This is a genomic window from Flavobacterium sp. NPDC079362 (genome assembly GCF_050267765.1).
Classification (GTDB): domain Bacteria; phylum Bacteroidota; class Bacteroidia; order Flavobacteriales; family Flavobacteriaceae; genus Flavobacterium; species Flavobacterium azizsancarii.
In genome coordinates this window covers 44858-70624 of sequence record NZ_JBNNFM010000011.1, presented here as the reverse complement: position 1 = coordinate 70624, position 25767 = coordinate 44858, and the positions used below count along the sequence as shown (strand labels likewise).

General features: G+C 33.3%; 28 protein-coding genes. 9 read left to right on the top strand and 19 right to left on the bottom strand.

Features of this window, described 5'->3' with window-relative positions:
* Positions 1-147: 147 nt before the first annotated feature.
* The 3 genes from ACQKCJ_RS11850 to ACQKCJ_RS11840 all read left to right on the top strand — a co-directional run bounded on the left by ACQKCJ_RS11850 (position 148) and on the right by ACQKCJ_RS11840 (position 2551).
* Positions 148-570, top strand: a complete 423-nt coding sequence (locus tag ACQKCJ_RS11850) for a hypothetical protein (RefSeq protein ID WP_271336305.1) — start codon at positions 148-150, stop codon at positions 568-570.
* Between the two features lie 182 nt (positions 571-752).
* The gene (locus ACQKCJ_RS11845) at positions 753-1124 is read left to right on the top strand and encodes a BlaI/MecI/CopY family transcriptional regulator (protein WP_271336306.1); all 372 of its coding nucleotides are present in this window, start codon (positions 753-755) and stop codon (positions 1122-1124) included.
* Positions 1121-2551 carry an energy transducer TonB gene (locus tag ACQKCJ_RS11840; protein ID WP_427402085.1) on the top strand — a complete coding sequence of 477 codons (1431 nt, stop codon included), beginning with the start codon at positions 1121-1123 and terminating at the stop codon, positions 2549-2551. Before ACQKCJ_RS11845 ends, ACQKCJ_RS11840 begins: the two co-directional genes overlap by 4 nt.
* A gap of 108 nt (positions 2552-2659) precedes the next feature.
* On the opposite strand, the gene ACQKCJ_RS11835 is transcribed toward ACQKCJ_RS11840, so the two are convergent.
* Positions 2660-4024 (bottom strand): saccharopine dehydrogenase family protein, encoded by a 1365-nt coding sequence (locus ACQKCJ_RS11835; RefSeq protein WP_427402084.1) that lies wholly within the window; start codon positions 4022-4024, stop codon positions 2660-2662.
* A gap of 192 nt (positions 4025-4216) precedes the next feature.
* Between ACQKCJ_RS11835 and ACQKCJ_RS11830 the strand changes: the two genes are divergently transcribed.
* Together ACQKCJ_RS11830 and pckA are read left to right on the top strand one after the other, a co-directional pair.
* Positions 4217-4603, top strand: a complete 387-nt coding sequence (locus tag ACQKCJ_RS11830) for a DUF423 domain-containing protein (protein ID WP_271336309.1) — start codon at positions 4217-4219, stop codon at positions 4601-4603.
* A 300-nt stretch (positions 4604-4903) separates the two neighbouring features.
* Entirely contained in the window at positions 4904-6508 is a 1605-nt protein-coding gene (pckA, locus tag ACQKCJ_RS11825) for a phosphoenolpyruvate carboxykinase (ATP) (protein ID WP_271336310.1), read from the top strand.
* Between the two features lie 136 nt (positions 6509-6644).
* On the opposite strand, the gene ACQKCJ_RS11820 is transcribed toward pckA, so the two are convergent.
* Entirely contained in the window at positions 6645-7703 is a 1059-nt protein-coding gene (locus ACQKCJ_RS11820; RefSeq protein WP_271336311.1) for a phytase, read from the bottom strand.
* A 73-nt stretch (positions 7704-7776) separates the two neighbouring features.
* Positions 7777-10587, bottom strand: a complete 2811-nt coding sequence (locus ACQKCJ_RS11815) for a TonB-dependent receptor (protein WP_271336312.1) — start codon at positions 10585-10587, stop codon at positions 7777-7779.
* Positions 10588-10821: 234 nt separating this feature from the next.
* Here ACQKCJ_RS11815 and ACQKCJ_RS11810 point away from each other — a divergent pair, with 234 nt between their 5' ends.
* The gene (locus tag ACQKCJ_RS11810; RefSeq protein ID WP_271336313.1) at positions 10822-11922 is read left to right on the top strand and encodes a DUF4407 domain-containing protein; all 1101 of its coding nucleotides are present in this window, start codon (positions 10822-10824) and stop codon (positions 11920-11922) included.
* 145 nt (positions 11923-12067) lie between these two features.
* Here the strand turns inward: ACQKCJ_RS11810 and ACQKCJ_RS11805 are convergent, their stop codons facing one another.
* The 7 genes from ACQKCJ_RS11805 to ruvC all read right to left on the bottom strand — a co-directional run bounded on the left by ACQKCJ_RS11805 (position 12068) and on the right by ruvC (position 16762).
* Entirely contained in the window at positions 12068-12793 is a 726-nt protein-coding gene (locus tag ACQKCJ_RS11805) for a PH domain-containing protein (protein ID WP_271336314.1), read from the bottom strand.
* Positions 12794-12864: 71 nt separating this feature from the next.
* Positions 12865-13236: an MmcQ/YjbR family DNA-binding protein gene (locus tag ACQKCJ_RS11800; RefSeq protein WP_271336315.1), complete on the bottom strand. Its 372-nt coding sequence runs from the start codon at positions 13234-13236 to the stop codon at positions 12865-12867.
* Positions 13237-13244: 8 nt separating this feature from the next.
* Positions 13245-13595 (bottom strand): DUF4260 domain-containing protein, encoded by a 351-nt coding sequence (locus tag ACQKCJ_RS11795; protein WP_271336362.1) that lies wholly within the window; start codon positions 13593-13595, stop codon positions 13245-13247.
* Complete coding sequence (locus ACQKCJ_RS11790) at positions 13595-13993, bottom strand: GNAT family N-acetyltransferase (protein WP_271336316.1); 399 nt, start codon at positions 13991-13993, stop codon at positions 13595-13597. Before ACQKCJ_RS11790 ends, ACQKCJ_RS11795 begins: the two co-directional genes overlap by 1 nt.
* Positions 13994-14093: 100 nt before the next feature.
* Positions 14094-14894 (bottom strand): cyclase family protein, encoded by an 801-nt coding sequence (locus tag ACQKCJ_RS11785; protein ID WP_427402083.1) that lies wholly within the window; start codon positions 14892-14894, stop codon positions 14094-14096.
* 84 nt (positions 14895-14978) lie between these two features.
* Positions 14979-16115 carry a radical SAM family heme chaperone HemW gene (gene hemW, locus ACQKCJ_RS11780; protein ID WP_271336318.1) on the bottom strand — a complete coding sequence of 379 codons (1137 nt, stop codon included), beginning with the start codon at positions 16113-16115 and terminating at the stop codon, positions 14979-14981.
* 92 nt (positions 16116-16207) lie between these two features.
* A complete protein-coding gene (ruvC, locus tag ACQKCJ_RS11775) occupies positions 16208-16762 on the bottom strand; it encodes a crossover junction endodeoxyribonuclease RuvC (protein ID WP_271336319.1) in 555 nt (184 codons plus the stop codon).
* 114 nt (positions 16763-16876) lie between these two features.
* Here ruvC and ACQKCJ_RS11770 point away from each other — a divergent pair, with 114 nt between their 5' ends.
* Positions 16877-17824, top strand: a complete 948-nt coding sequence (locus tag ACQKCJ_RS11770; RefSeq protein ID WP_271336363.1) for a lysylphosphatidylglycerol synthase domain-containing protein — start codon at positions 16877-16879, stop codon at positions 17822-17824.
* A gap of 14 nt (positions 17825-17838) precedes the next feature.
* Here ACQKCJ_RS11770 and ACQKCJ_RS11765 read toward each other — a convergent pair whose 3' ends face one another.
* The gene (locus tag ACQKCJ_RS11765; protein WP_271336320.1) at positions 17839-18318 is read right to left on the bottom strand and encodes a hypothetical protein; all 480 of its coding nucleotides are present in this window, start codon (positions 18316-18318) and stop codon (positions 17839-17841) included.
* Between the two features lie 46 nt (positions 18319-18364).
* On the bottom strand, positions 18365-18748 hold the full coding sequence (locus ACQKCJ_RS11760) for a hypothetical protein (protein WP_271336321.1): 384 nt from the start codon (positions 18746-18748) through the stop codon (positions 18365-18367).
* Positions 18749-18796: 48 nt separating this feature from the next.
* Here ACQKCJ_RS11760 and ACQKCJ_RS11755 point away from each other — a divergent pair, with 48 nt between their 5' ends.
* Both ACQKCJ_RS11755 and ACQKCJ_RS11750 read left to right on the top strand, forming a co-directional pair.
* Positions 18797-19297, top strand: coding sequence for a DUF456 domain-containing protein (locus ACQKCJ_RS11755; protein WP_271336322.1), 501 nt, complete (start codon positions 18797-18799; stop codon positions 19295-19297).
* Positions 19298-19559: 262 nt separating this feature from the next.
* Positions 19560-20156 (top strand): DUF937 domain-containing protein, encoded by a 597-nt coding sequence (locus ACQKCJ_RS11750; protein WP_271336323.1) that lies wholly within the window; start codon positions 19560-19562, stop codon positions 20154-20156.
* 74 nt (positions 20157-20230) lie between these two features.
* Here ACQKCJ_RS11750 and ACQKCJ_RS11745 read toward each other — a convergent pair whose 3' ends face one another.
* From ACQKCJ_RS11745 to ACQKCJ_RS11715, 7 genes are all read right to left on the bottom strand, one after another.
* Positions 20231-21139: a pseudouridine synthase gene (locus tag ACQKCJ_RS11745; protein ID WP_271336324.1), complete on the bottom strand. Its 909-nt coding sequence runs from the start codon at positions 21137-21139 to the stop codon at positions 20231-20233.
* A 333-nt stretch (positions 21140-21472) separates the two neighbouring features.
* Positions 21473-22429, bottom strand: coding sequence for a geranylgeranylglycerol-phosphate geranylgeranyltransferase (locus tag ACQKCJ_RS11740; protein WP_271336325.1), 957 nt, complete (start codon positions 22427-22429; stop codon positions 21473-21475).
* Positions 22430-22495: 66 nt separating this feature from the next.
* Entirely contained in the window at positions 22496-23086 is a 591-nt protein-coding gene (locus tag ACQKCJ_RS11735; protein WP_271336326.1) for a DUF502 domain-containing protein, read from the bottom strand.
* A gap of 75 nt (positions 23087-23161) precedes the next feature.
* On the bottom strand, positions 23162-24100 hold the full coding sequence (locus ACQKCJ_RS11730; RefSeq protein WP_271336327.1) for a mevalonate kinase family protein: 939 nt from the start codon (positions 24098-24100) through the stop codon (positions 23162-23164).
* Positions 24101-24102: 2 nt separating this feature from the next.
* A complete protein-coding gene (locus tag ACQKCJ_RS11725; protein WP_427402082.1) occupies positions 24103-24408 on the bottom strand; it encodes a type II toxin-antitoxin system RelE/ParE family toxin in 306 nt (101 codons plus the stop codon).
* Complete coding sequence (locus tag ACQKCJ_RS11720) at positions 24408-24626, bottom strand: hypothetical protein (RefSeq protein WP_271336328.1); 219 nt, start codon at positions 24624-24626, stop codon at positions 24408-24410. Before ACQKCJ_RS11720 ends, ACQKCJ_RS11725 begins: the two co-directional genes overlap by 1 nt.
* Positions 24627-24656: 30 nt before the next feature.
* The gene (locus ACQKCJ_RS11715; protein WP_427402081.1) at positions 24657-25745 is read right to left on the bottom strand and encodes a diphosphomevalonate/mevalonate 3,5-bisphosphate decarboxylase family protein; all 1089 of its coding nucleotides are present in this window, start codon (positions 25743-25745) and stop codon (positions 24657-24659) included.
* Positions 25746-25767: the final 22 nt, after the last annotated feature.

Here is a 25767-nt window from a genome sequence, read left to right as displayed (position 1 = left end):
CATCAAACTTGTAGGGAGATTGAAAGCTCAATTGGCAAGTAGCTTGAAACCTGAAACTTGAAACAAAAAAACTTTTTTTTGCGCATTAAAAATTAATCTCTACATTTGTAGAGCAATATACACATTTGTAGAGTTAATTGTAAAAACATGAAAAACCTTCTTTTATTATTTTTTTGCGGAATTATTCTTTACGGTTGCAAAAGCAAACCAGTAAATCAAAAAATTGACAAGAAAAAAGAAGGCACCTGGATTGATATTTATGAGCAGGATAGTATTACGTACAAATCATTCGAGTATTACAAACACGATGAACCAGTAAAAAAGTGGAAATCCTACATCAACGGGAAAATCTACAAGACAGAGAAATACAAAAACGGAATCTGTAAAGTAAAATATTACTATGAAAACGGAAAACTACAATCAAAAGGAAAAACAAAAATAGAAGTTAATGCCGTCGAAACACATTGGTTCTATTTTGGAGATTGGAAGTTTTATTCAGATAAAGGAAAACTAACCGAAATTAGAAACTATAATAACGGCAATTTGATTTCAGAACAAGAAATACAATAGCCCGCGGGTTTTGCGGATTAAGCGGATTGGCGCGGATTTTTTTTAAGAATAAAGAATATAGAATATAGAATATAGATTTGATCTTAATCATACAGGAAAAATTATTTTAATTATTCTAATCAGTGGCAAAAAAACTTAGCAACTTAGTAACTCAGAACCTTAGTGCCTTAAAAATAAAAAACATGCAATTATCAAACTCAGAAGAACAATTAATGGAGCATCTCTGGAAGCTTGAAAAAGCTTTTATGAAAGATTTGCTCGAAGCATATACCGAACCAAAGCCTGCAACAACAACCGTTGCAACGCTTTTGAAACGAATGATCGATAAGAAATTCGTAGCCTATAACGAATTCGGAAATTCGAGAGAATATTATCCTTTGGTCGAAAAGACCGTTTATTTCTCAAAGCATGTCAACGGATTAATCAGCAGTTTCTTTAATAATTCGGCATCGCAGTTTGCTTCTTTTTTTACGAAAGAAACCAATTTGTCGACTTCGGAATTAGAAGAACTTAGAAAAATAATCGATTCAGAAATTCAAAAAAAGAAAAAATGACAGACTTTTTTATAAAATCGACGATTGCTTTAAGCGTTTTCCTGATTTTTTATCATTTGATATTGGAGCGGGAAAAAATGCATCAATTTAATAGGTTCTTTTTACTTTTTTCGATTGTAGTTTCGTTCGTGGTTCCTTTTGTTTCATTCGAAATTATCAAAGAAGTTCCAATGAATTTATCAAGTCAAATCAGTATAGATGAAGCTGGGATTACTAAAATTCAAAGTGAAGAGAAGATTGATTATACAATGATTTTTTTATGGGGTTTGTATGGATTAGTCACATTTTTAATGACAATTAGATTTAGCAGTAATATTTGGAATATTTTGTCAAAATCGAACAGAAATCCAGTTGTAGATTTTAAGAATTCGAAATTGGTTTTGATTGATGAAAAAATCCTGCCGCATACTTTTTTAAATTACATTTTTGTCAATTCTGATGATTATAAAAACCGAAATATTGAAGAAGAATTGTACACACATGAATTGGTTCATGTAACTCAAAAACATACGCTGGATATTTTGTTTGTTGAGTTTTTAAAGATTATTTTTTGGTTTAACCCACTCTTTATCTTTTATAAAAAAGCAATCCAGCTTAATCACGAATTTCTTGCCGATCAGGAAATAGTGAAAGAATATAAGAATGTTTCATTTTATCAAAAACTACTTTTAGAAAAAGGAAATGGAAATCTAACTATTTATCTGGCAAGTAATTTAAATTATCTGGTAACTAAAAAAAGATTAATTATGATGACAAAAAGCACCTCAAAAAACAAGGCGTTCTTCAAAAAAATTGCTATTATTCCTGTATTTACAACTTTAATAGTTCTCTTATGTGTTAAAACTGTGGCACAGGAAGCTAAAACAGAAGTGAAAGCAGTCAGTTCTAATACTGAAACGAATCGTGCTAAAACTGCTGTTTTAAATGATGAAAAAAATGCGATTCCGCTAAATAAAAATCAGGGATCTATGGCGGGGCAAAATGAAAAAGTTTCTCCAAGATCTTCAGTTGATTCCATCAAAACATCGGACGATATAATAAGTGTGGATCCAATCCTGAAAAATCCTGAGTTTCCAGGAGGAATTTCGGAGTTTTATAAATTCATCGGAAAAAATTTTAAAATACCAGAAGAAGCCTCAAAGAATAAAATTGAGGGAAAAATAGTTATAGAATTTATGGTAGAAAAAGACGGTACCCTGTCTGAATTTAAAATTCTAAAAGATTTAGGCTACGGGATAGGAGACGAAGCGATAAAAATTCTAAAACTTTCTCCGGCATGGAATCCCGGCTCTGAAATGGGTAAGCCAGTTCGCGTTCTGTACACTTTGCCTATAACAATTCAAGATAACGAAACACCAAAAAAGTATAAGGTCGTAAAGGGAAGATATCAGAAAATGGATTTCCCGCCAACCATTTTTGGAAATTAAAAACCATCTAAATTGTCTTTTAAATAAAAAAATCCGCTTCTATGCGAGTAGAAGCGGATAAAATTAAAAACTAAAAAATTCTAAAAAAAAAAACAACAAAACCAGAGCTTAAAATAAGTCTGGATTATATCCAAAATAGGGCATATCCTGTTCATTAAAGATCACCCCATATTCTTCTAACTCTTTTAAAATTGGCTGATAAACTTCTTTTCGTATCGGAAGCTGTACGCCCGGAGTTGTAATCTTTCCATTCAAAATCAATAATGTTGCCATGGCTACCGGCAATCCAACGGTTTTTGCCATTGCAGTATAAGTTTGATCGTCGCCAATACAAACCATTTTTGAATCTATTTGCTTTTTTTTGCCGTTTAATATGTATCCAAATTTGTGATACATGACAATCATATCTTTGTCATTAGGTTCCAAAGTCCAACTGTCTGAAAGTATTTTCTCTAATATTTGGGCAGGAGTTGCATTGGGTAAATTCACTTTTTTGTCCGGATTGAACAAATCCAGTTCTAGAAGTTTATCCCACATAATATCGTCCTGATCAATTTTTAAGATCAAGCGCGTTTTAATTTCTACGGAATCTGTTGGGTGATACGGCAAAAATGAATTTACAAACTGGCGGTAACTCATGTTTTCAGAATCTTCCATGATATAACTGTCATCCGTCATCCCTAATTGCACAAACATATTCCATGCTTTCGAATATCCCACTCTTCTAATTGTTCCGCGATACAAAGTCAGGATATCGTCTAAGCCATAAATCGATCTGTATTTGAGGGAATCCCGATTCGAATAGGCTTCAAATTTTCCGTAACCTTCAACCTCGAGAAATTCAGTTCTGCGAAAAACAGTTCCGTATGGAATATATTTATAAGTACCTTCCTGAATAAATTTTGCTGCACCGCCTTGTCCGGCCAAAACTACATTTCTGGGTGCCCAGGTAAATTTATAATTCCAAAGATTGTTATCACATTCCGGAGCGACTAATCCTCCGCAAAAGGATTCAAAAAGCAGCATATTACCACCTTTAGATCTTATTTCATCAATAACCTTCATGGCGCTCATGTGATCGATTCCGGGATCAAGACCAATTTCGTTCATGAAAATAAGATTGCTTTTCTTTGCTTCTTCATCTAGTGCTTGCATGGCATCACTTATATAAGAAGCGGTTACAAGGTGTTTTTTAAACTCAAGACAATCTCTTGCGATTTCGATATGCAAATGAGCAGGCAACATTGATATAACTATTGATGCTTTTTCTATCGCTGATTTTCTTTCTTCGGTATCAAAAATATTCAAAGCAAGTGGAGTCGCATTGGGATGATGCTGTGTCTTTTTTTCGGCTAAGGCCAAAGACATATCCGCTACAACAATATGCAGGTTTTCGCTCTCTGATTTTGATAGTAAATAACGTATCAGCGAAGAGGCAGATCTACCGGCTCCAATAATTAAAATGCTTCTCATATTTTAAATTTATCACACAAATATATTAAATTGTTAAATATATAACAATTTTAATTTTACATAAATGTTGTATATTTTATTTTAAAGCCAAAATGTAATGAATTTCTTTTTCCTGAAAAGATTTTTGCTAACAAAAATGCTTTTTAAAATGTATTGAGGTATTTTTGTTAGAGAATAAAAAGTATAGAAATTATGAAAAGAAAAATTGTTTTAGCAGCAGCTTTCATGGGAATGTTATCAATCATTTTGGGCGCTTTTGGCGCGCATTTACTGAAAAAATATTTATCTATAGAAGAGTTAAATACTTTTGAAGTTGGAGTTCGCTACCAAATGTACCATGCTCTGTTTTTACTTTTTCTTTCTACAAGAAAAGATATTGCCGAAAAAACCTTAAAAACGATCTATAATTTAGTGGTTGCAGGAGTACTTCTTTTTAGTGGTTCTATCTATTTATTGGCAACAAAAAGTCTTACAGTCTTCGATTTTAAAATTATCGTATTTGCAACTCCTTTAGGAGGTTTTTTATTAATTATTGCTTGGGCGGTATTATTTATTGCGATTTTGAAGAGAAAATCATAAAATCCCGAATAAAAAATTCTATCTGAAAATTAATCTTTAATTTTGTCTCATAAATAACATATAATCTTATTTATGTGAATTTGTCTTGTTTTTTACTTTAATTCGTAAATAATATAACAAATTCATTTAATGGATTATAAGAAAACAAATTAGAGGCGGTTATTTTTTTGTTTAATTGATTTTAAAGATAAAATTTTGCTTTATTGATATAAATAAAAGTGAATTTTAAATATTTTTAGAGGATTGATAATAAATCTGTAATTTTGCTTCTTATAAATTATCACACACAACTAAAAATTTATGGACAGTCACACAGTTTTCTCGCAATCGATTTCGCTAAATGAGTTAGGGATTGAAAATGCAAAAGTTCGTTACCAATTATCTGCTGATGAATTGCATGCGATCACTTTGCAATCAGGTCAAGGTGTTGAGAATTCTACAGGCGCATTGGCAATTAATACAGGTGAATTTACAGGGCGTTCTCCTCAGGATCGCTATATTGTAAGAGATGGTATTACAGAGGATCAAGTTTGGTGGGGAAATGTAAATATTCCTTTTGAACCAGCTGCTTTTGAAAAATTATATAATAAGGTAACACAGTTTTTATCTAACAAAGAAGTCTTTGTTCGCGATTCTTATGTTTGTGCCGATCCTAATTATAGATTAAATGTTCGTGTTGTTACAGAAACGGCCTGGTCGAATTTGTTTTGTTACAATATGTTCTTAAGACCAGAAGATTCAGAGTTGGCTAATTTTACTCCGGAATGGACAGTAATTTGTGCTCCAAGTTTTATGGCAGATCCTGTTGTAGACGGAACACGTCAATCTAATTTTGCCATTTTAGATTTTACTAAAAAAGTAGCTCTTATTGGTGGAACAGGTTATACAGGAGAAATGAAAAAGGGAATTTTCTCTGCTTTAAATTTCATCTTGCCGGTTTTCAAAGATACTTTACCAATGCATTGTAGTGCCAATGTTGGAGAAGCTGGTGACACTGCAATTTTCTTTGGATTATCAGGAACCGGAAAAACAACTTTATCAGCAGATCCTGCACGTAAGTTAATTGGAGACGATGAGCACGGATGGACTGCAGAAAATACGGTTTTTAACTTTGAAGGTGGTTGTTATGCAAAAGTAATCAATCTGACAGAAGAGCATGAACCGGACATTTTTAGAGCGATCAAAAAAGGAGCACTTTTAGAAAATGTAGTTTTCAAACCGGGAACCAATGAAGTTGATTATGATGATGTTTCAATCACTCAGAATACACGTGTAAGTTACCCAATAACACATATCGATAATATTCAGCCTGGTTCTATCGGGCACAATCCTAAAAATATATTTTTCTTAACGGCTGATTCTTTTGGAATCTTGCCTCCAATCTCAAAACTGACTCCTGGACAAGCGGCTTACTATTTTATCTCAGGATATACGGCTAAAGTTGCCGGAACAGAGGCAGGAGTTACAGAACCACAGCCTAATTTTTCGGCTTGTTTTGGAGCGCCGTTTATGCCTTTGCATCCAACACGTTACGCAGAAATGCTAACCAAGAAAATGGAAGATGCTGATGTAAAAGTTTGGTTAATCAATACAGGATGGACAGGTGGTCCTTACGGAACAGGAAGCCGTATGAAACTAAAATATACCCGCGCCATGATTACTGCTGCATTAAACGGAGAACTGGATAATGTAGAATTTAAAAATCATAAAGTATTTGGAATTGCACAACCGGAAAGTTGTCCTAATGTTCCAAGTGAAATTTTAGATCCAAGAAATACTTGGGAAGATCCTGAGCTATACGATAAAAAAGCACTTGAATTGGCCCAGAAATTCAAAGCTAATTTCGCCAAATTTGAAGAGTTTGCCAACGCTGAAATTTTAGCTGGCGCACCGATTACAGAATAAGGAAGATTACTAATTCAAACTAAAAAAAGCTGTTCAGTGATGAACAGCTTTTTTGTTGGTTTCAAGTTTCAAGTTTCAAGTTTCAAGTTTCAAGTTTTAGGTTGAACCTGAAACTTGAAACCTGAAACAAAAAAAACTATTTCTTAGCGTCGTCGATACGTTTCTGGATCAAATCCCATGCGTAATAGTGAAACGTCATTCCGTTGCTCATGGCTACGAAAAGACCATTTTTAAAACTTCCGCCTAAATTGATATTTGTTACATCGGCACCATCGCATTCAATAGTCGATGTTGGAATTTCTGCTAATAAAGGATAATCGTTCGGATTGCCTTTTGCACCTTCTCTTGGATACACCATAAAAGTATTCGCCTGCTGATTTGATACTAAAATATATCCTGTAGAATCTGTTTTTTTGTAAATCGCAATACCTTCGTTATCTGCTTTGAATCCTGTTTTTCCAAAAAGTGCCAATTCTTTGTTGTCGTTTAAGGCGGGATCTGCTTTGTATTTTCTGATTCCGAATTGTTCGTCGCAATACAAAACAGTTCCTAATTCGTTATCAACGGCAATGGCTTCGATTTCTTTCTTTCCGCTGTAAGCGCCAAACTTACGAACCACTTTTGCCGTAGCAAATTTACCGTTTCCAGAAAGTTCATATTGCCATAAGTAACTTCCGGATGGTCCTGATTTTCTGCCTACAATAGCAAATATTTTGTGATCACTTGAACGTGTGTACAAAGCAATTCCCATTGGGTCGCGTAGTTCTTCGCCTTCAAAAACGGAAATTCCGCCATTGTCTATTGCTTTTAAATCAGGTAAACTGAAAACTCTTATTTTGTTTGATTCGCGTTCTGTAGTTACGGCAACGTCTGTTTTTTTTCCGTCGATTATTAAGCCGTAAGCGATATCAACATTGTTGGGACGCTTTAAAACTTCTGATTTTGCAATGATTTTTCCCTTTAAATCAAAAGCATACAAAGCACCATCTGTATCTTTATCAGTTCCAACAATAATACTTTTAGAAGCATCTGTTGGATGAATCCAAATTGCAGGATCATCAGTATCATGCGGCAAAGCTTCAGTAACAACAGTTGGTTTTACAGCATTTGCAGCAGCGGGAGCAAGTTTGTCGTCTTTGCAAGCGATGAATAAGGTACTTAAAAGTAAAAAGGAAAGAATTGATTTATTTTTCATTATGATTTTAGTTGAATGAAATTAGACAGAACCGTTAAGTTCTGCCTAATTTAAGAAATTTATAAATTGATTGTTACAAGTCGAGTTTCAAGCCAAAATTATATCTGGCCTGGTAATATTCTGCTTGTTTAGTGTGGTCTTTAACTCCTTGATAGTAGCGCAAAGGCTGATTGGTTAAATTGTTTGCTTCGGCAAAAAGTCTAAGTTTGCGAGTAATTTTGAAAGAAGCATTTGCATCCAGAAAAAATTGCTTATCGTAGTAACTGTCTTTATAAGATTCAGAACCTAATTCATCTAAATAATCTGAAGTAAAGTTGGTTGAAATTCTGGCAGAAAAACGTTTGTTTTCCCAGGACAATGATGCGTTGAACATGTGGGGAGTTGTTCCCGGAAGACTGATGTTATTTCTTTCGTTTCCGTCTTCATCCGCAATACCTTTTGCTTTCGATTTTGTGTACGTGTAATTCAAATAGATACCAAATCCTTTAAGAAATTTCCCCGGAAGGAAATCTAACTGACGCTGAAAAGCAAATTCAAAGCCATATACGTCAACAGTATCTCCGTTTCTTGATTGCAAGAATGACCAGTTTTCGCCAGCCGGAATTGGGTTGGACTGATTTGGGAAATCAGCAGCAAATTTTGCAGCATCATATTGATTGTCACTATAATTATATATGAAATTGTCTAATTTTTTGTAGAAAACACCTCCTGAAATTAAACCAACAGATTTGAAATAATTCTCGGCCATGAAGTCGTAATTGTATGAATATGTTGCATCAAGATCTGGATTTCCGGCTGTAATTGCTTTATCAGCAGCAATATTGTTTACATACGGAGCCAATGCATAATAATCAGGTCTTGCCAATGCCGTTGTAACAGCAGCTCTTAAGACTAAATCTTTAGTAGCATTATATTGCAAAGAGATACTAGGCAATAAATTAGTATACGAATTTTTAGTATTGATCTCGCTCTCTAATTCTTCTTCGTCTAATACCCGATTTCCGGTATAATCAATATGAGTGTTCTCTACTCTGAAACCTAAAACCATAGACAGTTTATCATTAAAATCCTGATCCCATCTTACATAAGCAGCATAAATACTTTCTTTTGCATTATAGTTTACGGCTAAAAATTCTGAAGGATCTGATGATTTTTTGAATAATGCTGCGTTGTTTAAATCAAGACTTCCTAAGAAACTTGCAGAAGCAAAACTTCCCGGAACATATTTGCTTCCCGGATTAAAGTTTGTACCATCGTAATAACTGGTTGGAACTTGTGATAATAATGCCATGTCACTATTGACTGGCTCGTAAGCATAAAAGTTATTTTCTCTTTCTTTTTCTTTCAATCGAAGTCTAAGTCCGGTTCTCAATCTTCCTTTTTCAGAAGGAATAATTGTAAAAGGAAAACGGATATTTAATTTTGCTCCAAATTCGCTTTCGCTGGTTTCATTTGTGTTTTCTGTAGCCGTTTGAAATTTGAACTTATCCAGAGATTCTCCAGTTGTTGTAATTAAAGGAAATCTGATATCTGATAAATCCTGAGTCATTTCTAATCCTTTTTGACGGTATTCGATATAACGTTCTCCAGGGCGATATTCCCTTGCTTTTGCATAATTGGCAGACCAGTCTAGATCAAGTTTAGAATTGATTAAATGTTCTCCGCGAATCGAGTAATTCTGAACGCGTTGATCTTCTAATCTTCTGTTTTTATCACGATCATTATCAATTCCTCCTTTTGTCTGACGTTTTACACGACCTTTAAATCCTGTAATTTCTTCACCATTATAAATAGGGGCAATATCATCATATGTAGTTCTGAAACGATTTTCTCTGTCGTCTCTCCAGTTGTAAATGGCATTAGCGAAAATAGTATTGTTTTCATCAAATTTATAGTCTAAAGCTACAGAACCGCTGCGGCGAATACGTTGTACATCATATTTTCTAATTTCTGAAGCTTGCAGATATTCATTACCAAATTTATCTTTTACCCATTCGTTTTCGATATTGTCAGATCCGTAATTTACGTTATTGTATGATCCGCTAAAAACAGCACCTAATTTATTGTCAAAAAAGCGATTTCCGTAAACTAAACCTGCTGTATAAGTCGCATGTTCGCGAATTGGCATATAACCTCCTGCAAGAGTTGCAGAGATTCTTTCGCCATTAGGAGTTGCTCTTGTTACGAGATTTACAGAACCACCAATTGCATCTGCATCCATGTCAGGAGTCAACGTTTTGTTGACTTCAATAGTCGAAATCATATCAGACGGAATTAAGTCCATTTGTACGTTTCTGTTATCGCCTTCTGCAGAAGGAATTCGGTCGCCATTTAAAGTTACTGAGTTCAGAGATGGAGCTAAACCTCTAATAATAATATTACGAGCTTCACCCTGATCATTTTGCATTGTGATACCCGGAACACGTTTTAAAGCATCTCCAACGTTGGCATCAGGAAAACGCCCCATTTGATCAGATGAAATGATATTTCCGATATTTTTACTGTTCTTTTGTTGGTTTAATGCTTTTGCCTGACCTTTTAAAATGTCTCCAACAACTACTTCGTTCAACTCTGTTCCTGAAGTTTTAAGCGCAAAATCAATCACATTATTTTTACCTTGTTCTACAATGATTTCGTGAGTTGTGGCATTATAACCAATGTATTTTACTTCTACTTTATATGTTCCAACATTAATGTTTAATAATTCGAAACGACCATTGTAATCTGAAACCGTGTATTTGTTTTCACCAACAATCTGGATCATTGCTCCCGGCAGAGGAAGTTTATCGTCAATATCTAATACTTTTCCTGAGATTATCGCTTTTTGAGCATAACCTGAAAAGGCCAATAGCATAAATATTACTACTAAATAAATTTTCTTCATTGTGTTTTAGTTTGTTTTTTGCGAAACTAGAACCTTAATGTTATTAAAGACGTTGAAAAAAATTAACATAATGTTATGGTTTTCTCTAACATTAGAAATAAATTAATGTTAAAATAACATTTAATAAAAAAGGATTTTTTATAGAGTCAAATAAAAAGAAATCAACTATTTAGCTCATTTTTAATTTTTTGGCTCTAAATTTGCCCTATCAATCACAATCAAAAATCATCAATCATGTTGAAACAATTTTTCATCCTATGTTCTGGGGCTGATCGAGACGTACTCGAAAGTTGCTCAGAAGGCGAACAAACCAAATATGTTGGTATTGGCGCCACCGTATTCTTTACAGCAGTTATGGCTTTCTTAGCCAGTGCCTACGCACTTTTTACGGTTTTTGACTCTGTTTATCCAGCTGTAGCTTTTGGGTTTGTATGGAGTTTGTTAATCTTTAATCTAGACCGATTTATCGTTTCGACTATCAAAAAAAGAGATCGCTTTTTTGATGAATTTCTACAAGCGACACCTCGAATTATGTTGGCTGTCATTATTGCCATTGTAATTTCTAAACCTTTGGAAATTAAAATTTTCGAAAAAGAAATCAATACCGTTTTATTAAAAGAGAAAAATGAAATGGAATTGGCGAACAAAAAGCAAGTAGGTAATTACTTCAAATCAGATTTAGATAAAAATAAAGGCGAGATTGCAGCTTTGAAAGGAGATATTCTGAATAAAGAAAAAGAAGTAAATGCACTTTATTCTACTTATATCACAGAAGCCGAAGGAACTACCGGAACTAAAAAACTGGGTAAAGGTCCGGTTTATAAAGAAAAGCGTGAGAAACACGATGCTGCATTAAAAGAATTTGCAACTCTAAAAACGGCTAATGAAGCTAAAATTGCTGAGAAAGAGAAAACAGGTACACAATTACAAGCCGATTTAGATAAAAAAGTATCTCAAACACAACCTATTATTGAAGGTTTTGATGGTTTAATGGCACGTATAAACGCTTTGGATAAATTACCATGGTTGCCGTCATTCTTTATCATGTTATTGTTTTTAGCAATCGAAACTTCTCCCATTATAGCAAAATTACTAGCGCCAAAAGGGGAATTCGATTTTAAACAGGAAGAAGCCGAAACTGCAATGAAAGCGACTTTGGCACAAAATAAATACCAACGTGAATTATTGGTAAAAACTAGTGCAGCGATGCACGATAAAGTATACGCTGATATCGCCGAAGATAAAAATCTGTACGATCTGCAACGAAAAAATGCAACAGAGTTATTAGAATTGCAATCGAATAGTTTTGTAGAAAAGCAGAAAGCAACTTTGTAGAGAGTTTAACCGCAAAGAACGCTAAGTTTTACGCAAAGCACGTGAAGAAAAGCATAAAAAAACCATCAGTACAACTGATGGTTTTTTTCTTTTATAATTTTGCGAACCTTGCGTAAAACTTTGCGTTCTTTGCGGTTAGAAAAATTTACATATAACTCAATATTTCTTTTTTGTAAACATCATATTCTCCTTGCATGATCAATCCATTATCAAGCAATTTTTTGTAATTCTGTAATTTATCAAAAAGTTCTTCTTTAGATAAATCACTTAATTTACGATCGCCTGTGGTAGGTTGAGCAGGTTGAATTGGCTCATATGTTTCCGTATACGATGGAGTAGTAGCTGGCATAATTTCAGCAAAATTTGTTACTTCCTCCGTGTCAACTTCTTCAACTTCCTCTTCAACTTCTTCAATATCATCTTCTTCTTCAATAACTTGTGCAGTTTCTACAACTGGTGTTTCGGCAACAATTGGATTTTTTATTAAATCTAACTGCTCTTTCGCGTAAGTATATATTTTTCTGGCCTGAATTTTCGGAATGTAATCAATCGAAATTGATAAATCAGTATTGGTATTAAATGAGAATTCTGAACCTAAAATGTTTTCTTTTACAAAAGCACCGGCAACATTGTCCCAGGTGTAATCTGTAAAATCCATTGAAAGACCTAAATTTTTAGGCTGGCAAATAATGATTCGTTTGTTTGTTAATACAATACTATCAGGAAAAACAGTAATTGCCGGTTTTTTTTGAACGGCGATATATCCAATTTCTTCACCTTTCATCAATAAATCATGGAGTTTCGAAGTGATTTTTTCAATCGCTTTTGGATCTTGTTCTTCGTTCAGAAATTTTTTAAATTGTTCTTTCATGTTCTATAAGTTGCTAAGTTGCAAATTAATTGAGTTGTTAAGTTTTTTATCTTACGATGCAAATGTAATGCCTAATTTTCTAATTCAATAATTTCATTCTGAATTTTCTTTGTCAAACTTTTGAAAACCAATTCATACGAATGATCGATCAATTCTTTGACTAAAGTATTTGATAAATTCCCGTTTAAGGCAATCGTGTTCCAGTGTACTTTGCTCATATGAAATCCGGGTTTTATCTCGTCATATTCCGCTCTTAATTCCTGAGCGCGTTCCGGATCGCACTTTAAATTGACTGATGGTTCGCTTTTCTCCCACTGAGATAAGGAAGATAATGCAAATATTTTTCCGCCAACTTTAAAAACCAAAGTATTTTCGTCAAAAGGAAAATGCTCGCTCGCGCCTTTCTTCGAAAGACAATATTCGTAAAATGTTTCTAGATTCATATCATTTCTTATTTGCCAATTTCACCTAAATGAGTGTATTTAAAACCTTTTTCATATTTCAATCCGTAACCAAAAATCCGATCCATTGCCGAATGCGAAAATAAAATAATCCCGGCTAACTGAATCGTTTCAATACTTAAATAGTATCCTGTAGCATAAACTAAAAGTGCAATTCCTTTATGATGAAATACGTTGTAAAAAAATGCTCCGCTTTTGTTGCCGAAGAGGTAGCCAAGCATTGATAAATCCGGGGTTAAAATTAAAACTAAAAACCACCACCATTCAAAATTTAAACGATTGAATAAAAAAATCCCAAGAATAAATAAACTTAATTCTTCGAGTTTAATAACTGTTTTCATCATAGTTTTTTCTCCATTAATTTTTCAGGATGTTCCAGAGCAGTAAAACCAAATTTACGATATAAAAAATGAGCATCAGTTGTGGCTAATCTCCAAATTTGAATATTTTTAAGAACTGGTTCGTTCATCATATTTTCGATCAAAATAGATGAATATCCTTTTCCGCGATGTTCTTTGGTAATAAAAACATCCATTACATATCCAAAAACGACATAGTCTGTAATGACTCTGGCAAAGCCAATTTGTTTACCATTTAAGTAAATTCCAAAACAAACTGAAGCATCAATAGTAGTTTGAACTTCTTCAATAGTTCTTCCTGCGGCCCAATAAATATTCTTCAAAAAGTTTTGAATGAACGGAACGTCAAGTTTAGTTTTATCTTTAGATACTGTAATCATAGTTGTTTTTTTTGCCACGAATTTCACTAATTTTCATGAATCATTTTTTTTTGCAAGCATGTAAAAAATTAGTACAAATTAGTGAAATTCGTGGCAAACTTTAAATCTTATATAAAATAGGTTTTGACGGGCTTGCGTCATTTTCAAACGATGCGATTTGAAGATTTAGAATATAATCTCCATCTTCGATTTCATCAGAAACATAAATCATTTCGGTAATTGTCGCATTTAATCTGGCATCAGCGTTTAAGTTTAAAGTGTCTTTTACATTCCAGAATGCTTTGTGTGCCAGTAATTTTCCTTCGTCATGTTCTTTGTCTACACTTGGCAAATCGATTAATAAATGCTGAATTTCGCTTTCGCGGATAAAAATCGCTGCTTCTTCAGATAAATAAGGAGGATTTGTATTCGAATATTTTCTTGACTTTTTGTCTTTTTGATTGGGAAGCGTTCTGATAATAATAGCTTCAGGTTTTGCCAGACTGAGCGAAGTCGAAGCATTTGTCACACTGAGCGGAGTCGAAGTATGCATTTCTTTTTCAACTTGACTTTTAGTAATCACCAAATCATCTCCAATCTTTTCCGGTTCAACCGTAATCAATTTTGCAAAAAAGAAAAATTGTATCAACGTTTGATTAATACTATAGAAATCAGTCGTAATATGCCCTAAACATTCCGTGTGCGTTCCATGCCCGTGCGGATTAAAGAAAATATTATTGAAATTCGTCGATGATTTTCCTTCAGAAATTTTACCAATCCAATCTCCAAAAACTACGGGTTCAATAACTGGTTTTTCAATATACCAGGCAATCGGGTTTTCGTCTGTATTCGTTAACGGAATCGAAATATCAATGGGTTTTGATAAGTCTATTTGATATTTGTTGTCAATAAGTGCTAGCATAATGAAACGCGGATTTTACGGATATTCTAACGCGGATTTTTACAATCAGCGTTGCTTGCATCCGTTTTATCAGCGTCCTATTTTTTAGTATTCCAAATTTAAGTAAAACAGATCACTTGCAATTCCATCCGTTAAAAATTTTCCTTTTGCGGTTGGTTTTAAGATGTTATTTTCGATAAAAAGCAATTCGTCATCTAAGAATTTCTGACTTTGTTTTTTTAGATAATTCAGATAATCCAAACCAAATTCGGTTTCGATTCTATCTAAAGAAACGCCCCAAATTGTTCTTAAACCCGTCATAATATATTCGTTATAACGATCAGAAATGGTTAGTATTTCAGATTCTATAGGAAGTTCATCGTTCTGAATTGATTTTATATAAAGAGAATTATTGGCAATATTCCAACCTCTTTTCTCACCATCATAACTATGTGCTGAAGGACCAATTCCTATATATTTTTTGCCCAGCCAATATGCGGAATTGTTTTTAGAGAAATATCCCTCTTTCCCGAAATTCGATAATTCGTAGTGAATAAAGCCATTTTTCTCAAGCGTTTCAACCAGAATCATAAAGTGATTCGATGCCACTTCGTCTTGAGGTTCGGCAATTTTTCCAGTATCGATTAGTTTTCTTAAAGCTGTTTTGGGTTCAACTGTCAAAGCATAACTTGAAATATGTGGAATACCAAAACTTAAAGCAGTCTCAATATTTTTTCTCCACATTTCATCTGTCAATCCGGGGATTCCGTAAATTAAATCGAGCGAAATATTATCGAAATATTTAGTTGCTTCGGTTAAACAATTTATGGCTTCCGCCGAGTTATGGGCGCGATTCATCATCTTTAAATCTTCTTCATAAAAAGACTGAATTCCTATACTTAAACGGTTTATATGGCTTTTTGATAATTCGAAAATTCGTTCTGTAGATAAATCATCCGGATTAGCTTCAAGTGTGATTTCCGGATTTTCGACAACATTATAATTTTTGTAAACTTCAGAAATTAGAAAGTTAATTTCGTCATTACTCAGAACAGAAGGTGTTCCTCCTCCAAAATAGATTGTTTCTATAATTTCACCTTTAAATTCATTTTTGCGCAGGACAATTTCTTTGGCTAAAGCCAAAACCATGTCATCTTTCTTCTTCATAGAAGTCGAAAAATGAAAATCGCAATAATGACAAGCCTGCTTGCAAAAAGGAATATGAATGTAGATTCCGCTCATTTTTTTTAATTAGATAATTAGAAAATGAGTCAATTAGAAAATTAAATATCCACAATACAAGAATTATCTAATTTTCTAATTGACACATTTTCTCATTTCCTCACTTTATCTTCGTTTTGTTTTACAAAAGCATCCCAGCCCGTATAACTTTTGCCGGCAACGATTTTGCCTGAATTAAAGAAATGACAAACCGCCGCTGCCAAACCATCAGTTGAATCCAGGTTTTTGGGTAATTCTTTTAAGCCTAGAAGCTGTTGCAGCATTTTGGCTACTTGTTCTTTACTGGCATTTCCGTTTCCGGTAATCGCCATCTTTATCTTTTTAGGTTCGTATTCTGTAATCGGAATATCTCTCGAAAGTCCCGCTGCCATTGCAACACCTTGCGCGCGACCTAACTTTAGCATCGATTGTACGTTTTTACCAAAGAAAGGGGCTTCAATTGCGATTTCGTCAGGATTGTGCGTTTCGATTAACTCGATAGTACGCTCAAAAATAATCTTTAGTTTTTGGTAATGATTGTCGTATTTGGAAAGTTGCAATTCGTTCAATTGCAAAAATTCCATTTTTTTATTAATGACTTTTATCAATCCAAAACCCATAATAGTGGTTCCGGGGTCAATACCTAATATGATGCGTTCTTTTATCAAGGGGTTTTTTGTTTCAAGTTTAAGGTTTCAAGTTTGAAAGTTGTTGAAAAAATGAGTGAAATTCATTTTCTCATTTTCAAATTGCCACATTTCCAAATTGATTACTTTTGCAGCATGATCTCAATTCCTCACAAAGCTAAACAATTCCTAGTTCTTCTGGTCAAACTTTTAATTGTAGGTGGCGCATTTTATTTTATTTATAATCAGTTGGCGAATAACGATAAACTCGATTGGCAAAAGTTTATCACGTTATTTCGTAAAAATCAATCTGTTTTAGGAATTGGGTTTATATTGCTTCTGAGTGTTTTGAATCGCTATTTTGAGATTTTGAAATGGCAGAATTTAGCCAAAGTCATTCAGGAAATTTCATTGGCAGAAGCCACAAAGCAAGTTTTGGCGGCACTTACAGCAGGAATTTTTACTCCAAACGGAGTAGGGGAATATGCCGGAAAAGCATTGTATTACCCGAAAACTGAAACGAAACAAGTAGTTTTTCTGAACTTGATTTGCAACGGAATTCAGATGGTTCTGACTGTTGTTTTTGGAATTTTCGGATTGCTATATTTCAATGCAAAATATGAGGTCATTACCACTCAGACGGTTGCCATTTTATTTGGAGGTTTTGTGTTGGTTTTTGTGATTTTGTTTTCGTTGAAGAAAATAAAAATCAAAGGATATTCCATTGAGAAGTTATTACATAAGATCAATGAAATTCCAAAACCAATTCATCGTAAAAATATTCTTTTTGGAATTTTGCGTTATTTAGTTTTCTCTCATCAATACTATTTTTTGTTTTTAGCTTTTGATGTTGATCTGCCTTATTTTACACTGATTGCCACAATTGCAGTAGTTTACTTTTTAGCCTCATCATTGCCTACTTTTCAGTTTTTGGATTTTGCTGTAAAAGGAAGTGTTGCCATATACTACTTTGGAATTTTAGGCGTAAACGAATGGATTGTCGTTTTTATTAGTACTTTGATGTGGTTTCTTAATGTAGTTTTGCCTGTGTTTATAGGAACATATTACGTCTTGAATTTTAAAACAAAAGCAGCAGAATTATAAAATAGTATTTATTTCTAGTCTTTAGCTTTAAGAATAACGGGTAAAATAAATTGAGTTTTTACCGGAAGTCCACGTTTTAATGCCGGATTTATTTTTGGAAAATCAACAAGACGGGCATGTAAAATGCTGTCTATTTTGATTGTGTCATAAGCTACTGAATCTTTAGGAAATTGTGGTTCGAATTTCATGGTAGAGTTCGGGAAAACGGTAACTTTTACTTCTATCGTGTCAAGTTGGGGATATAGGATTGAAAGTGTATCAATGTCTAATTTTTGCTGAATGAGTTGCGCCATAACTTCAAAAAAACATTGTTGACGTTGTTTCTTATCAGTGATTTTGTCGCAATTAGTGACTGATGGATATTCGTCGACTTCTTTCCAGTTGATTGATTTTAATTCTTTTTGAAGTAACTCTTTTTCAGACGGAACCTTCTTCTCAAAATATTGACAAGAATTGATAGATAAGAGAACTAAAAAAAGGAAAAACTGCTTCAAGATTTTGATGTTGAATTGAATGAACTAATTAGGTGCAAAAATACGATTATTTTTTTTGAGATGCTTTGTATTGAAGATAATCTTCGTAGCTTTCTGAAAGCCATTGTTCTTTGTTTTGCGCTGCAACTTCTTTTTGTTCAGGATATAAGGATGATAAGCGATCTGAGAAAGCAGCAATTTGAACAGTATAGTTGTAAAAATCTTTTTTAGTTAAAACAACATCCGGATCATTTTTGCGACTAAAGTATTCAAAGAAAAGTTTGTCAAAATCTTTCATAGAAAAATTTAAAACTTTTTTCTTATTACTTTTATAAATACTATCCTGAATTAATTGATCTTCGACAGAAAGCTTTTTGTTTTGTGCATATGTAGTATTATTGATCAAAATAATCAATAAAGTAAATAATGCTATTTGCAAAAGTTTACGCATTGGCTGGCTTTACTAAGGATCTTTAGATACAAAATTACAAAAAAATATATGGATTTACTATTGTTGTTACTCGGTTTTATATGTATGATTGTTGGTGTTTTTGGTAGTTTCTTACCTGTTCTTCCGGGTTTATCCAGTTGTTGGGTAGGTTTATTATTGTTGTATATGACAAAAGCGGTTGAAAATAATTATTGGGTTTTAGGGATTACACTTTTGATTACGATAGTCATTACGATTCTGGATTATGTAATTCCTGCAAAAGGAACCAGGAAATTTGGAGGAAGTTCTTATGGAATTTGGGGAACTAATATCGGTTTGATCGTTGGTATTTTGGCCCCTATACCTTTTGGAGTTATTATTGGTCCGTTTGTTGGCGCCTTTGTTGGAGAATTAATTTATGATTCTAAAAATCATCAGCGTGCACTAAAAGCTGCAACAGGATCACTACTAGGGTTTCTTGCCTCCAGCTTTATCAACTTTATGTTTTGTATTATTTTTCTAGGTATATTTCTGCACACGACATGGGAATATCGAACATTATTGTTTTAATTATGTAATACAGATTAAGCTTTTTTCTTATTTTTTTATTTTTGTATAAAATATTTTTTTACTTTGGTTTGATAACGAAAGCGTTATGTTTATTGGCTGAGAACGTTTTTTTTGTTAAATAATTGTTTGCAGAAGCCTTTACTTTTTAACTTATTTTTTGGAAATGTTAAAATATTTTATATTTTTATCCTGATAAACGATAAAAAGCCTCACTTTATCGGTTATTTTTAATGGATTTAAATAATTTTTAAACACTTTAAGTATGACCCCAAACCTACAAATTGAACTTAGACGTTTTATTTCTTCTAATGTTGTTTCAAAATTGAACAAGTTTTATTTTGAAAATGATGCACTTTTAATCAAGGGAATTGATGTTTCGATAGGTACAGTTTTAATGGGTTTGTACAATAGGGCCGAGGAATCGGGTTTTTGCAAAGAAGTTGTTTCGCAAATACAGGAAGGCTCTACATTTTATCAGGAAGTTGATTTTACATCCGGTCGGATTTTATCGGTAGATGATTGTTATCGGATAGAAGGAAACGCTTTACTGAAAGAAATCTTTACCAATAAAAAGGGTAGGATTTCTGAAATGATCTCTAACGAAGTCGGGATCAAAAGCGAGACCGCCAGAGAGATTCTAAACTTTTCAGCGTTATTAGTTGCTTCTTACCTTAAAAATAATGTCCAAATTTTAGATAGTTTAAAATTGCTACTGGACGATCAAAAAAGAGATATTTTAAATAGCATTCCTCCCGGAATCAAAATTATCCTTGGATTTTCATGTTACGAATCAGTTGAAGAAAAAAACCAATCTATCGGCAGATCTATTTTTACACTTTTTGGTCATAACTTTTTTTAACTTCTGAAAAATAAAAAATCCCGTCTTACAAATGTAAAACAGGATTTATATTTAGATCGATTTTGATTCGTTTATTAAACGTTTTTCAAATTGATAACTTCTTGGTCAGTCAAAAAACGCCAGTTACCTCTAGGTAAATTCTTTTTTGTTAAACCTGCAAATGATACACGGTCAATACGTAAAACATCATAATCAAAGTGTTCGAAAATTGCACGAACTACTTTTACATTCGATGAGCGTAATTTAAGGCCTACTTCGCTTTTTGCTTCTTTCTCTATGTAGCTTACTTCTTCAACAAACACACGGTGTCCTTCAAGAACTAAACCTTTGCTGATTTTTTCTAAATCCTCAAATTTCAAGTTTTTATCTAACGAAACCTGATAGATTTTTGATGATTTCTGACTCGGTAAAGTAAATTTACGAATCATATCCGTATCATTAGTAAACAACAACAAACCAGTAGTGTTCTTGTCCATTCTACCAATCGGAGCAATTTTTGAAGTTGTAGAACCACGAACAAGTTCTAATACATTACGAAATTCCTGACCTTCGTCAAGAGCTGTCGTAAAGTTTTTAGGTTTGTTCAATAAGATGTATTCTTTCTTTTCAGGAGTCAAAACAACACCATCAAAATTAATAACATCATTCAATTTTACTAAATAACCCATTTCAGTTACCGGAATACCGTTTACTTTAACGTTTCCAGACTGAATGTATATATCAGCATCACGACGTGAACAAACTCCAGAATTAGAGATGTATTTGTTCAAACGAATTTCGTCTGCAGCTTTTTGTCTTTTTGGAGCCTGATTCTGTTTTTTGATTTTTTCAGCCTTTTCTTCTTCGGCAGCCTTAACAGCAGGTTTCACTTTTTTTGGCCCTTGCGCGCGCTTCGCCATAGGAGGTTTTGGCTTGTTAGAGCTTGGTCTAGAACTATTTGGCCTAGAACCACCTCTTTTATTATTGCCTTCCTTATTGTTCATAAATTCTGTAATTTGTGCAAAGATAGTTTATTCTTGCTAAATAATCCTAAGTTCATTGTCCTTAGATTAATAGCCTTTTATTTTTGGTGTTACTGGAGCCGTACAATTGGCTTTTTTCAGGCAGGTTTCCCGCTTTCGGCTTTATCTTGTTTCATCCCGAAGTTTCAGGACTACAATGATATCGCCTCTATTGGGGCTAGGTTCAAACAATTGGCTTCTTTTATACATTTTGAAAAGAAGTTTTAGCCCAAAGTTTTGCAAAGTTAATGCAGAGATCACAAAACATTAAAATAAAGAAATCTGTGTAATATGCCTAATATGTGGGCTGTTTTCTTAAGACTTTAAAAGCAGATTCTTCCCGTGCCACAAAATACTCGGATTGATCAAAACGATACAGCAAACTCCCGAGACAATTAAAAATTTAAGTACATTATGAAGTAATAAATATTGTTCTTTAGAGTTCGATTTCCATAAATAAATCAGGAAAAATAGTAAAACAGCAAAACAGACATAAAAGTAGATGTCCATATAACCTACATCATAAATGTTGATTAAAACATAAACAGGAACCACTGTTAGTATTGTCAAAGTGGTAATAATTTGCTTAGAAACTGTTTCGTTATAAATGATGGGAATTGTTCTGTAATTATTAGCTAAGTCACCTTTTAGATTCTCTAAATCTTTGATCATCTCCCGAATGAGCAATAGCAAAAACAAGAAAACGGCATGTGCTGAAATTACCATAAAATGGCTCATATGGTCTTCGATTTCTTCGAACGAAACCTTATTGTAGAAATACAGCAAAATTGCGAAAAAAGGTAAAACGGCCAGGAAAGCTGCGGTAAGATTTCCAATAATCGGGTATTTTTTTATTTTGTGAGAGTAAAACCAAATCAGGAAAATATAAGCCGAAAAGAACAAGAATGCACGCCAGGAAACAATCAAAGCCATTAAAGCGGCAATAAAATTTAGCGTAAAATAAACCAAAAGTTTTGTTTTCTGACTTACCAATCTGTCCAACATCGATTTGTTGGGTCTGTTGATTAAGTCTTTTTGGCTGTCATAAAAATTATTAATAATATATCCTGATGCAATAGTAATTGCAGAAGCAAAAACGATTAAAAATAAGTTGAAATCAAGTAAAATGTCAAGGGCTCTTTTCTCTGGAGCTAATATAAAAATAGCAGATAAATATTGTGCCAAAACAATAATAGGAATGTTGTAACCTCTCACTACTGAGAACAAGCTAACAATTTTCATTACTAAAAGTTTATGCTGTCTGCTTAACATTTTTTAAAGTTCGTTTGGGATTTTAATTTAAGGGCTTGTTTTAAAACTTGAATTTGGCTGCGAATGCTAAAGTTTGTTTTTTAGTAACGCGGCTGAACCAAAACCTAATTTCCGAATGCAAGCTAAGGCTTCTTTTTGAGAAATGTCAACTTCTTTGATGTCTTTTTTTTCTACAAAACAAACAGAGCCACTCCATGGGTTTGGTGCAGCCGGAACAAAGACTGAAAAGTTGTTTTCGTTTATTTGCTCTATCAAAAAAGCAAATTGTAATCCTGCATCTGTTGGAACAAGAACGACTTTTAAATTTTCGTTAGATTCTAAACCCATAATATTTTCATTCGTTTTCTTGATGAAAGAATAGCCGGGAACGAAGCTTAATATTCCGTTTTCTAATCTTTGAACGAGTTTTTTTGCATAATCTGTTCTGGCAATTAAACCAGCAGTAATACAAATAATAAATATGATTATTATGGCTGTAATTTCCTCAATAGCCAATCCTAAAATTTTTACTTTAGGGAAATGACTTATGATTGGTAATGTGATTTTCTGGATAATATGATATCCTTTTTCCAGAATGACCAGTAATAAAACCAAGGGGGCTAAAAACAGAATTCCACCTAAAAAAGTTGTTTTGATAATCTTTAAAATACTCTTCATATTAAATAACTTTTAGGGTGATAAATTCTACGAAAGCGTATTCAATAGGCTGGAATTATTTAAAGAAGTTTAAATTTAGAATTGGTAAACAACTTCTAATTTATAATCTTTTAAAGATACTTTAGCACGTTCTAAATCCTCAGTAAATCCAAGAATGTAACCACCTCCGCCAGAACCACAAAGTTTTAAATAATAATCATTTGTATCGATTCCGTTTTGCCAGATTCCGTGAAATTGTTCCGGGATCATTGGCTTAAAGTTGTTTAAAACGACTTTTGATAGTTTTTTAGTATTCGTAAACAATGATTTCATGTCGCCATGTAAAAAGTTTTCTACGCAAGCATCAGTATATTTTACGAATTGATTTTTAAGCATCGCACGGAAACCTTTATCTTTTAGGTTTTCCATAAAAATGTTCACCATTGGAGCAGTTTCACCTACGATTCCTGAATCTAATAAAAAGACAGCACCTTTTCCGTCAAAACTTTGAGTCGGAATACCGGTTGCTTCAATATTGTCTTTAGAGTTAATTAAAATCGGGATACTCAAATAACTGTTTAGAGGATCTAAACCAGAACTTTTTCCATGGAAAAAACTTTCCATTTGAGAAAAAATATTTTTTAGCTGTAACAGTTTTTCACGAGTTAAATTCTCTAAAACCGTTATTTTGTGTGTAGCATATTTGTCATAAATAGCAGCAACAAGGGCACCACTACTACCCACTCCGTATCCTTGTGGGATACTAGAATCGAAATACATTCCGGTTTCGACATCATTTTTTAAACTTGCCAAATCAAAAGTCACCAATTCAGGTTGTTCTGTTTGTAAAGTTTCAAGGTAAGATGCAAAACGTTGTAAACTTGCATTTGATGCAATTGCTTCTGCCGAAGGATCTTCGGTTCTTTTCAATGCACCATTGTAAAAATTATAAGGAATAGAAAGTCCTTTAGAGTCGCGGATGATTCCGTATTCTCCAAAGAGTAATATTTTTGAGTAAAATAATGGTCCTTTCATGTTTATTGTATGTCTTTCTTTATTTTATTTGGGTCTTGTCGTGTGTCAAAAATGGTATGAATTTTAATTTCATTAGAACCAAAACTATACAAGAGACTTGATTGCTTTGTTACAACACATTTTTGATATTTTTTACTTACTGATGATTTAGGGAAAATTTCAGGATTCATACTTATTATTGAAATTGCTTTTTGAAATTTCACTAAAAATATTTCTTTCGATTTCTTAGACCATCTTGCTTCAATAAAATTTAAAACATCATCTAAATTTCTCTCAGCTGTTTTTGAAATATTTACTTTAAGATTCACTACCTGTATTTTTTCATCACATCTTCAAAGCTTTTAAATTCTCCTCTTTCAAATTCTAATTCACTTTGAGCAACATCTTCTTTTTGAATATCAGTCAAATCATCCCACCAATCTTTTTTCTCTTTTCGTAGCAATTTTGCAACAGCCATAATGATTGAAGGATCATTAGTCTCTTTCAACATATTTATCGCTTCGAGTTTTTCTAATTGAATGTCCATAATCAAAATTTTAACTAAAGATACGCAAAATTATAATGCAATTGCACCATCTCCAATTTGGTCGCAAATGTACTGACGATTCTGACAAAATACAACTAATTCGTCCTGAATAAATTGAAGTACTTTATCACTAACATTTTTAGGGTATAAAACGTGAACATTTGCTCCGGCATCAAGCGTAAAACAAACCGGAATTTGTGTCTCATTTCTGAATTTCCAGATTGCATTTATAATCTGCAAAGTATTTGGTTTCATCAAGATAAAATAGGGCATTGAAGTCATCATCATAGCATGCAAAGTCAAAGCTTCGCTTTCGACCACTTTGATAAATTCATCTAAATTTCCATTTTCAAAAATAGCAATCAATTGATCCAGATTTTCATGCGCCTGAGCAAAACGTCTTTCGGCATACGGATGATTGTGCATTAAATCATGTCCAACAGTACTTGAAACTTGTTTTTCGCCTTTGTCAACCAATAAAATAGTATCCTGATAATTCTTGAAATTCTCATGAATAGTATACGGGAATTCAACTCCATATAAATCTGAACTTCCTTCTATGTTTTTTTGATCTCCCCAAGCCACTACACTTCCTTTTACACTTCGGCAAGCGCTTCCAGAACCTAAACGGGCTAAAAACGAAGCTTTTTGATAGAAATAATCCTCTGCCATTTCTGGATTTAGTACTTTTTCTAAACTCATAAAATTCATTGCCAAAGCTGCCATTCCGGATGCGGAAGAAGCAATTCCGGAACTGTGTGGAAACGTATTTTGGGTATCAATCGTAAAATGATAGTCTTTCAAAAAAGGCAAATAGATTTCGATTCTTTCTAGAAACTTCTGAATTTTTGGCTTGAAATCTTCTTTTGGCTTTCCTTCAAAAAGTAAATCAAAAGAAAAATTATTATTTGCCGAAACATCTTTTTTCTCAAAACGCAATTTCGTGATCGTTTTACAATTGTTAAGCGTAAAACTAACCGATGGATTTGCCGGAATTTGATTGTCTTTTTTCCCCCAATATTTTACTAACGCAATATTGCTGGGTGCGCTCCATTCAAAGTTTCCGTTTTCGATAGTCGAAGTATATTTTTTAGGAATAAAATCAGTTGCTGTAAACATGAATTATAAAATTTTGGCAAAG